The organism is Lentimicrobium saccharophilum, assembly GCF_001192835.1.
Classification (GTDB): domain Bacteria; phylum Bacteroidota; class Bacteroidia; order Bacteroidales; family Lentimicrobiaceae; genus Lentimicrobium; species Lentimicrobium saccharophilum.
In genome coordinates this window covers 2,256,309-2,265,044 of record NZ_DF968182.1, presented here as the reverse complement: position 1 = coordinate 2,265,044, position 8,736 = coordinate 2,256,309, and the positions used below count along the sequence as shown (strand labels likewise).

Below are 8,736 nucleotides of genomic sequence, written 5' to 3'. Positions count from 1 at the left end.
GAAGCCGGGAATTAAGGGAGATACAACATTATCGTTGCGACATTGCAACGTTTCGTGGGGAAAGTTATCTGGGCTGGTCACGGTTGGTCTCGGTTGGTCTCGGCTCCGCTCGACCACCGCCGCTCGACCACCGGGACAGATTCACCATCGAAGGGCCCGTGATTCACCATTGAAAGGCCCGTGGCACGCGTCCGGAGACGCGCGCTAACTGGGTTTGATCTATTGTGTTCTAATGTGCCTATTGTGGTTTTTTCTCTTTGCAGGTCCGTGACACGCGACCGGAGACGCGCGCTAACTGATAAAAAAGAAGGCCTGACAAGTTGGAAGAAGACTTGTTAGGTCAGGTCGTTGAATTTTGTGGCCAGGCCCTGTGGGGAAGCCGGGAATTTAGGGAGATACAACATAATCCTTGCGTCTTTGCGAGAGACACGTTATGCCTGCGGATGCTGCTCAGAATACGTGGCACGCGCCGGAGCCTTTCGGAAGCCGGGGGCTATCCTGGTGCTTTTATCTGTCCTGAAGATTTGATAATCCTGTCATCGGCCTGAAAAGCTGCCACGCAAGGTTAATCAATTAAAAATCAAACAATTCTCCCAACAGCCCCTTTTTCTTTTTATAGGGATAATCCCTGTCTGAAGGATATCTTTGTTTTTCAGAAAAGCTGTCGTGCTGCACATTCCTGGTGGTTTGAGACGATCGTTCAATAATTTTATCAAGCTCGCCACGGTCGAGCCACACACCGCGGCACTCCGGACAGTAGTCTATCTCAATGCCGCTTCTTTCGGCCATTACAAGGTTAACATTACAATTCGGACATTTCATTTCAGCAGCCCTTTCTATTTGGTGAATTTTTCAAGAAGTTTACTTTTCTCCTTGGTAACAGAGTCAAGTTTTGAAGTGGTTTTATCGATTAAAGAGTCAAGTTTTCTGACTTTATCGCCTTCGGTATTTATCAATGAGTCGAGCGTCAAAACCTTATCAAATTCTTTATTTATCAATGAATCCAGAGATTCGGACTTGTGCTGCAGTTCATTGAGCTTTTTTTCAACTTCCCTGCTTAAGTCGGTACAGGCTGACAAAATGAGCATTGCTGAAATCAGCAGGGGAATTTTTATCAAAAGATGCTTCATAGTTCAAACGTTTTATAAATTTAAAAGTGTGTTTTCAATGTCAGTTTTTTCATCGGATTTAAGCAAACCGCTGTTTACCAGTTTTTCCTTTACCCAAGGTTTTTTCAGCACCATAAATTTACAGCAACAAAGCCCCTTAATGCAAGCGCAAGCGCAGAAAACAGCTTATATTTCCGTCAATAATTCTGCGCCCTTTTGGCGAGCGGTATCCATTAGTAATGAAGAGGAGCGGATGCGCTTTACATAAACCGGAATCAGTACCTGAATGTTTACTATAAAAAGTGTTCGGGTGTTAAGGTGTTCAGGTGTTCATGTGTTCATGTGCTCATGTGTTCGGGTGTTCAGGTGTTCGGGTGCTGCGCAATGTGATACTGTGAAAATCCCGCCTGTTGCGGGACAAGTCGTGTAAATATGCAGATGAGTTTAATTATTTCCGACAAATAGCCGGGACAAGTTATGGCTATTGTGGTTTAGTAATCCACATGGCAAACTGCATGGCATGCACAGGGGGGCGGATGTTTTTCCGGGTAAAGCAGGGGTGTCGGCCAGACGGGAATAAAAATAGGGGGAAAGTGATTTTTCCCCCGCCCGTTATAGAAAAGTTTAGTCCTACTCCCCGTAAGTCTTGTATGTTAACTTGTCTGAGTAGAATATTCCGCTGAAGACTACCCCTTGCACCTTATATTTTACTTCGCCCTGGATTATGTTATTCTCCAGTTTGGTGATGGTACAGTGGTAATCTTCTCCCTGTTCCGTTGCATACAAGACCTGGGGGTACCCTCCGGTTGCGGCATATTTATGGAAATATCCCACGCACACACCCAGATCCCTGGTGTGGAAAGGGTCAACGATATAATGCTTTTTGTTCAGTTTTATGGTAGCGGTATCGTTTGCATAAAAATCAAACTGAATTCCGCCATTCTGCGGTACGGTTGAAATTACGCTTAATTGCTGGTATGCCAGCGGATAATTCCAATATGTGCTGTAGTTGGTAATGTATATCTGATCGATATCTATGAGGGTGTCTCTGCCATCGAAGGTGGCAACAATTTTGTTCAGTTTGTAATCGCCGTCATCGCCGGCTTCATCTTCCTTTTTATCGCACGAAAACAATGATGTAAGAAGTAATGCAAGACAAACAGGGTACAGGATTTTTGATTTCATAGGGATTATTTTTGGTGTGTTAGTCATTGGGTGAGTTGTGAATGCATCCTGGGAGGATACTCAAAGGTAACAAGACCCTTTTCGTGTGTCAATCACCTTTTCATGTGATTTTTTCCGGATAGGCGGGTTTGGGGATCGGTGTTCGGGTGTTCGGGTGTTCATGTGTTCATGTGTTCATGTGTTCATGTGTTCATGTGTTCATGTTGTTACTAAATGTGCCAATGTGTAAATGCGAAAATCCCGCCTGTTGCGGGACAAGTCAAGTAAATATGCAAATGAGTTTGATTTATTCCCGGCAAAGTAGCCGGGATAAGTTGTGCCTATTGTGGTTTTAATTCTCTTTGCAAGCTTTATGGCACGCGTCGGAAGGCGCGCTAACTGATAAAAAAGAAGGCCTGACAAGTTGGAAGAAAACTTGTCAGGTCAGGCTCAAATCGGAATGGAAGCACTTAATTCCTTATAAAACTTAATTTTTTTTCTTTGTAATCCCAGTACCGTAAGGCAGTGGGAAAAATTTTCAGCTTTCGCATAAGCGGCCTTCTGGTTTTCGTACGCTATGATATCTAAAAGAGACTAAGATAGCTAACCTCGGTACTACAGAAAAACAGGCAGCCGTGTTGCGAAAGCGAGGCCCCGCGGCCTGAGCGGATAAAAAGTCAGAAGCCAGCAGTTTGCGCTGGCATCACTAAGCATTGATTGGAAGATCAATTAAAAGAAGACCTAACAAGTCGGAAGAAGACTTGTTAGGTCAGGTCGTTGAATTTTGTGGTCAGGCCCTGTGGAGAAGCCGGGAATTAAGGGAGATACAACATTATCGTTGCGACATTGCAACGTTTCGTGGGGAAAGTTATCTGGGCTGGTCACGGTTGGTCTCGTACCGATAGCTATCGGTACCGCTCGACCACCGGGACAGATTCACCATCGAAGGGCCCGTGATTCACCATTGAAAGGCCCGTGGCACGCGTCCGGAGACGCGCGCTAACTGGGTTTGATCTATTGTGTTCTAATGTGCCTATTGTGGTTTTTTCTCTTTGCAGGTCCGTGACACGCGACCGGAGACGCGCGCTAACTGATAAAAAAGAAGGCCTGACAAGTTGGAAGAAGACTTATTAGGTCAGGTCGTTGATTTTTGTGGTCAGGCCCTGTGGGGAAGCCGGGAATTAAGGGAGATACAACATAATCCTCGCGTCGTGGCGGCTTTGCGCGGGATACGACCTGCAAGTCTGTTTCCCGGCCCTTATTCCTGCCGGAAAAGATCCGAAATATTAATCTGACTCTCGTAAAGGTGAATTACTTCATCAATCTCAACCACCTGAACCTTGTCGATGCGGTTGGATAACTGCTGATACCATATTTCGACATACAGATCCCCGATATGATAAAGTCTTATCACATAATAAACATAAATTCGGTCAAGCAACTCCGTTCCGTTCGAAAGTACCACAGACACCTGTTCCTGGACCGGAAGACTTCTGAACTCCTGTATTGTCATAGATGCATACGGATTTACTGGTTGCGGTTCAGTTCAATGTCATATTTGTCCCTCAGGTACTCCAGACGGGTTACGGAAGCCTTCCTGTCGAAGATGCGGACCATCTCAACCACGCCCTTTTTGCAGTAGATACCGGCCTGGGCGGCGTCGTAAACCTTGTGGTCCCAGTTGTTGCGGATCGAAATGCTGATCTCTTCAAATTTCGGCCAGGGAAGGTACTTGTCAACCATGATGTAATAGGTATCGGTCATTTCCGTATCATGGTAAATGCGGGGGGCGATTTCTTCAAGGATCATGTATTTTCTGACCGTTATCAGGCTGATATATGGTTTTACAACCCGGTTGGCCAGGAAATCGATACCGCTCTTGCTGTATTGCTCGATGATCAATGGCAGGTCCGCGTAATCTTGCATATTGATGCGGATGCAGCCCGTGGTGCTGTTCTGATACTCCAGCCATCCCATCACAGCGTCAAACTTCAGTCCTGATGTCTTTTTAATCTGCACGGTGGTACGGATAAAATCATCCATTTCATCCAGCCCCTTCGTCTTCATCACTGCAAAAACGGATCTGGGTTTCTGCTCCTCTTCGTTGACAGGAATATGATAATGATCGTAAAATCCCGGATACGGATCCAGGTCTTCCAGTATCAGTTCGTTAAACCTGTAATCGGAAGCCAGACTGGCAACCTTTTCCTTTTTGATTACAAATCCCAGAGATTCAACCAATTTCTTATTTTCCATATTCCTTTTTCGGTTTTATTTGGATACACCCCTTTCAGGGACATTGTTTAAGGCTATAACAGTAAAATGGATAAAAAGTTAATCAACTGAAGCGTGAAATAATGTTGTTCATCAAATATTGAGTTGTTTCTTTTGCCACCAAAGCACAGAAACTCCGGAAGCACAATTTCAAAAAATTGTTGCGGTGCATTCGGTGCCGGAAAAGTCTGAGGGTTTATCCGTCAGTGTGTTTTTCCGCTCTTTTTCAGACAGTTTCCCGGACCGGTATCAGCCTGAATGACTTTATGAACAGTATGCAGTTGAAAGAAAAACGGAAATGATGGTGCGAACGAGGGCTTCAATGGCTTAAATTTGAAAAAAATCAACCGCATTGAAAAACAAAAACCCTGTTTTGTCGCAGTTGCCCAATATGGTGACCCTGCTGAACCTCCTGAGCGGTTCCGTATCCGTGATTATGGTGCTGTCGGGTGAAACCCTGATCGCTGCCATGCTGGTAGGGTTGGCGGCCATTTTCGATTTTTTCGACGGCTTCCTGGCCCGGCTGCTGAAGGTAAAGTCAGACATCGGTAAGGAGCTGGATTCCCTGGCGGATGTGATTTCGTTCGGGTTGGTGCCGGCCTTGTTCCTTTTTATGCTGCTGCGGAATAACCCGGGACTGGAAGAAACGGCGGGAGTGGGAGATATGATCCCATATCTTGCATTGCTGACCGGGGCTTTTTCGGCCTACCGCCTGGCCTTTTTCAACCTCGACACCCGGCAGACGGAATCGTTCCGGGGCTTACCCACCCCGGCCAATGCAATTTTTATCGTCTCATTGTCGCTGATTGCCGGCGAGACCCCCTTGTTTGATGCCGGCGTTATTTCTTCGTTTGCCGGCAATCTGTGGGTTCAGTTATTGCTGATCCCCCTGAGTTGCTGGCTGTTGGTGTCAGATATTCCCATGTTCGCATTGAAGTTCAGCAAGGGTTTCGGGTTCTCTCAAAACAGGACCAGGTACATTTTTTTACTGCTCAGTTTGTTGTTGCTGGCGTTATTCCGCTTCGGAGGAATTCCGCTGATCATCGTGATGTACGTCATGATTTCCCTGTTTACGGAGGGTGAAAAAAACTAAAAAAATGTTGATTTTAAAAAAATAAATATATTTTTGCGGATCTGCCTTCCCGACTAACGACTAAACGAAACTAATACGCATGAAATATCTGCCCCGGCTGATTCTGACTCTGATGTTCACCCTGTTTTTTGCAGGAAACGACAGTCTCACTTCAGGAACGAGCTTCGACGAATCGGAAATATTGACAAGTCAGGAAGAGCTGGAGCTGAATAAAATACTATCTGCCGACAGGATCCGGCGGTTGGATTCCCTCCTCAACGTCTACACAAATATCAGGGGTTTCAATGGCAATGTACTGGTTGCCATTAATGGTTACAAGGTGTTTGAGCGCGCCTCGGGTTATGCCGACCCGTTGCGGAAGGAGCCGGTCACAGCGGCTTCCGTTTATCAGCTGGCGTCCGTCAGCAAGCAGTTTACCGCCGCCGCGGTGATGCTGCTCAAATCCGACGGCCGCCTTGACTTTGACGACATGGTGGTGGATTATATCCCCGAGCTGCCTTATCCCGGGGTGAGCATCAGTCATTTGCTGCACCACACCGGCGGACTGCCTAATTACTTTTATCTGATCGACAAATACTGGAGCAAGGATTATGCACCCGATAATGAGGATGTGATCTCGATGCTTGAGCGCTACCGGCTTCCTGCCTTTTTCAAACCAGGCAGCAGGTATGATTATTCCAATACCGGTTACGTGGTACTTGCCGCACTGGTGGAACGTATAACAGGGATGAGCCTGAACGAATTTCTGCAACGCAGGATTTTTATTCCCCTGGGGATGAAGAATACCTATGTATACAGCGCCGCCGATTCCACTGCCGGAAAAAGGCACGTTGACGGTTTCAGGGCGCTCAGGAGGGGTTACATGCGGATAATGGAATCAAAATCAAACGGGCCTGTGGGCGATAAAGGAGTGTGTTCCACCATTGAAGACCTTTATATCTGGGATCAGGCGCTCTATTCAGGTTTCCCCCTCAGTGACGAACTGCTTGATGAAGCTTTTTCACCGGTACGCACACTGTCAGGAAAGGAAGTCCCTTATGGTTATGGATTCCGCCTGAGGACATACAACGATGAGAAGGTGGTATATCACAACGGGGTATGGGAAGGTTTCAGGTCGAATTTCCACCGCTACCCGGAGAGCCATAACACCATCATCGTGCTTAACAATACCAGCACCAGGATCAATCATGAGCTGGTAAATCAGATAGAGTCAATTATTCACAACTTTCCGGTTGAAGACATCACCCGTGCCATGGCAGGTCTTGCATTGGAGAAGGGTTGGGAGCAGGCCTATGACTTTTATCTTTTCCTGGAGGATACCGGGCAATCGGAACAGGTGGATATTGAACGCCTGGCAGAGGTAAGCGCCTTTATGGAACACACCGGGAAGACCACAAAAGCCGGGGAAATCAACAGGCTCATCAGCAGGATTCAGGGCCTGGACAGGTCTTAGGCGGGATTCATTGCTTATTTTTTCTATAGACATATGACTCCTCCGGAGTCAGGATCTTATTTCGGGTTGAGGTTTATGACCCCGGCGGGGTCGAATGGTTCAATGATGGTTCTTTTCTATAACTATGCGATTCCCCGGAGTAAGGTTCTTGGTTCGGATTAAGGATTTATGACCCCAGCGGGGTCATATGTGTATAGAAAGGAAGGTAACAAGAGAATTTCCGACCCCGGCGGGGTCGAATGTTTATGGAGAATAATTTCAGACGATTTTGAGATTCCCATATTGTCAGATGTTAACAGTGGTACAAAAGCATAAAGATTCCCTTATTCCATTAGGAATTTCAATGTCAGGGATTTATTCGACCCCTCCAGGGCCGCAATTACCTGTTATTGTCATTTTCTATAGACATGTGACTCCTCCGGAGTCAGGATTTTGGTTCGGATTAAGGATTTATGACCCCAGCGGGGTCATATGTTTATAGAATGGGCAATGCAAATAGAATTTCCGACCCCAGCGGGGTCGTATGTTTATGGAGAATAATTTCAGACGGTTTTGTGATCCCCTAAGTACCAGATGCTATCAGAGGCACAAAAGCATGAAGATTTCCTTATTCCATTAGGAATTTCAATGTCAGGGATTCATTCGACCCCTCCGGGGCCGCAATTACCTGTTATTGTCATTTTCTATAGACATGTGGCTCCTCCGCAGTCACGATCTTGTTTTGGATTGAAGTTTATGCCCCCTCCGGGGTCGAATGGTTTAATGACAGGCCTTTTCTGAGGGATTTTATGCTTTCGTGTTTCAGTGGCAGCTTTCCGGCGCTAAGCCGGAATGCAATTTCCGGCATTTAAAAACGTATAACAAAACTCGGGCCTGATAAGGCCACTTTACCTTCTTAATTCGAAATTCTTTCCGAGATATACATTCCTGACCTGCTCGTCGGCTGCCAGCTCTTCGGCCGAGCCCGATTTCAGCACCGAACCTTCGAACAGCAGGTACGCCCGGTCGGTAATGGAGAGGGTCTCGTGCACATTATGATCGGTAATCAGTATGCCGATGTTTTTCTCCCTGAGTTTCGAAACGATATGCTGAATGTCTTCCACCGCGATGGGATCAACGCCGGCAAAGGGTTCATCGAGCAGGATAAACCTGGGGTCTACGGCCAGGGCGCGTGCGATTTCGGTGCGGCGGCGTTCCCCACCCGAAAGCTGTATGCCGCGGCTTTTCCTTACATGGTTCAGCCCGAATTCCGAGATCAGGGATTCCAGCCTTTCTTTCTGTTCGGATTTACTCAGTGAGGTGAATTCGAGCACGGCGGCAATGTTGTCTTCAACACTCAGATGCCTGAAAACAGAAGCTTCCTGTGCAAGGTACCCGATGCCCAGTTGCGCGCGCTTATACATGGGCATATCGGTGATTTCAGTGTCCTCCAGAAACACTCTCCCCGAAAATGGTTTGATCAGGCCCACGATCATGTAAAAGGATGTGGTTTTTCCCGCGCCGTTGGGCCCGAGCAGCCCGACAATCTCACCCTGCCTTACCTCCACGGATACATTGTTGACGACAGTTCTGCTGCGGTATTTTTTTACCAGGTTTTCGGTTCTCAGGATCATAGGGAAATGAAATGGTGCGTCAAAAGTAGG

At 46.8% G+C, this 8,736-nt stretch carries 9 protein-coding genes; 3 read left to right on the top strand and 6 right to left on the bottom strand.

Features of this window, described 5'->3' with window-relative positions:
• Window positions 1-573: 573 nt before the first annotated feature.
• Complete coding sequence (locus TBC1_RS08745; protein WP_062040958.1) at window positions 574-822, bottom strand: TFIIB-type zinc ribbon-containing protein; 249 nt, start codon at window positions 820-822, stop codon at window positions 574-576.
• A 14-nt stretch (window positions 823-836) separates the two neighbouring features.
• Entirely contained in the window at window positions 837-1,130 is a 294-nt protein-coding gene (locus TBC1_RS08740) for a hypothetical protein (protein ID WP_062040954.1), read from the bottom strand.
• Between the two features lie 37 nt (window positions 1,131-1,167).
• Here TBC1_RS08740 and TBC1_RS17800 point away from each other — a divergent pair, with 37 nt between their 5' ends.
• On the top strand, window positions 1,168-1,377 hold the full coding sequence (locus TBC1_RS17800) for a hypothetical protein (protein WP_172668862.1): 210 nt from the start codon (window positions 1,168-1,170) through the stop codon (window positions 1,375-1,377).
• Between the two features lie 362 nt (window positions 1,378-1,739).
• Here the strand turns inward: TBC1_RS17800 and TBC1_RS08735 are convergent, their stop codons facing one another.
• From TBC1_RS08735 to TBC1_RS08725, 3 genes are all read right to left on the bottom strand, one after another.
• Window positions 1,740-2,294, bottom strand: coding sequence for a hypothetical protein (locus TBC1_RS08735; protein WP_062040951.1), 555 nt, complete (start codon window positions 2,292-2,294; stop codon window positions 1,740-1,742).
• A 1,237-nt stretch (window positions 2,295-3,531) separates the two neighbouring features.
• Window positions 3,532-3,786, bottom strand: a complete 255-nt coding sequence (locus tag TBC1_RS08730; RefSeq protein ID WP_062040948.1) for a hypothetical protein — start codon at window positions 3,784-3,786, stop codon at window positions 3,532-3,534.
• Between the two features lie 14 nt (window positions 3,787-3,800).
• The gene (locus TBC1_RS08725) at window positions 3,801-4,529 is read right to left on the bottom strand and encodes a hypothetical protein (RefSeq protein WP_062040945.1); all 729 of its coding nucleotides are present in this window, start codon (window positions 4,527-4,529) and stop codon (window positions 3,801-3,803) included.
• A gap of 370 nt (window positions 4,530-4,899) precedes the next feature.
• Here TBC1_RS08725 and TBC1_RS08720 point away from each other — a divergent pair, with 370 nt between their 5' ends.
• Together TBC1_RS08720 and TBC1_RS08715 are read left to right on the top strand one after the other, a co-directional pair.
• The gene (locus tag TBC1_RS08720) at window positions 4,900-5,640 is read left to right on the top strand and encodes a CDP-alcohol phosphatidyltransferase family protein (protein WP_062040942.1); all 741 of its coding nucleotides are present in this window, start codon (window positions 4,900-4,902) and stop codon (window positions 5,638-5,640) included.
• A gap of 79 nt (window positions 5,641-5,719) precedes the next feature.
• Window positions 5,720-7,093 carry a serine hydrolase domain-containing protein gene (locus tag TBC1_RS08715; protein WP_062040939.1) on the top strand — a complete coding sequence of 458 codons (1,374 nt, stop codon included), beginning with the start codon at window positions 5,720-5,722 and terminating at the stop codon, window positions 7,091-7,093.
• Window positions 7,094-7,980: 887 nt separating this feature from the next.
• On the opposite strand, the gene lptB is transcribed toward TBC1_RS08715, so the two are convergent.
• Complete coding sequence (gene lptB / locus TBC1_RS08710) at window positions 7,981-8,706, bottom strand: LPS export ABC transporter ATP-binding protein (protein ID WP_062040937.1); 726 nt, start codon at window positions 8,704-8,706, stop codon at window positions 7,981-7,983.
• Between the last annotated feature and the right edge of the window lie 30 nt (window positions 8,707-8,736).

Coding starts and splice junctions, on each gene's coding strand:
- TBC1_RS17800 (WP_172668862.1), top strand. CDS start 1,168: ATGTCAGTTTTTTCATCGGATTTAAGCAAACCGCTGTTTACCAGTTTT.
- TBC1_RS08715 (WP_062040939.1), top strand. CDS start 5,720: ATGAAATATCTGCCCCGGCTGATTCTGACTCTGATGTTCACCCTGTTT.
- TBC1_RS08745 (WP_062040958.1), bottom strand. CDS start 822: ATGAAATGTCCGAATTGTAATGTTAACCTTGTAATGGCCGAAAGAAGC.
- TBC1_RS08730 (WP_062040948.1), bottom strand. CDS start 3,786: ATGACAATACAGGAGTTCAGAAGTCTTCCGGTCCAGGAACAGGTGTCT.
- TBC1_RS08740 (WP_062040954.1), bottom strand. CDS start 1,130: ATGAAGCATCTTTTGATAAAAATTCCCCTGCTGATTTCAGCAATGCTC.
- lptB (WP_062040937.1), bottom strand. CDS start 8,706: ATGATCCTGAGAACCGAAAACCTGGTAAAAAAATACCGCAGCAGAACT.
- TBC1_RS08725 (WP_062040945.1), bottom strand. CDS start 4,529: ATGGAAAATAAGAAATTGGTTGAATCTCTGGGATTTGTAATCAAAAAG.
- TBC1_RS08735 (WP_062040951.1), bottom strand. CDS start 2,294: ATGAAATCAAAAATCCTGTACCCTGTTTGTCTTGCATTACTTCTTACA.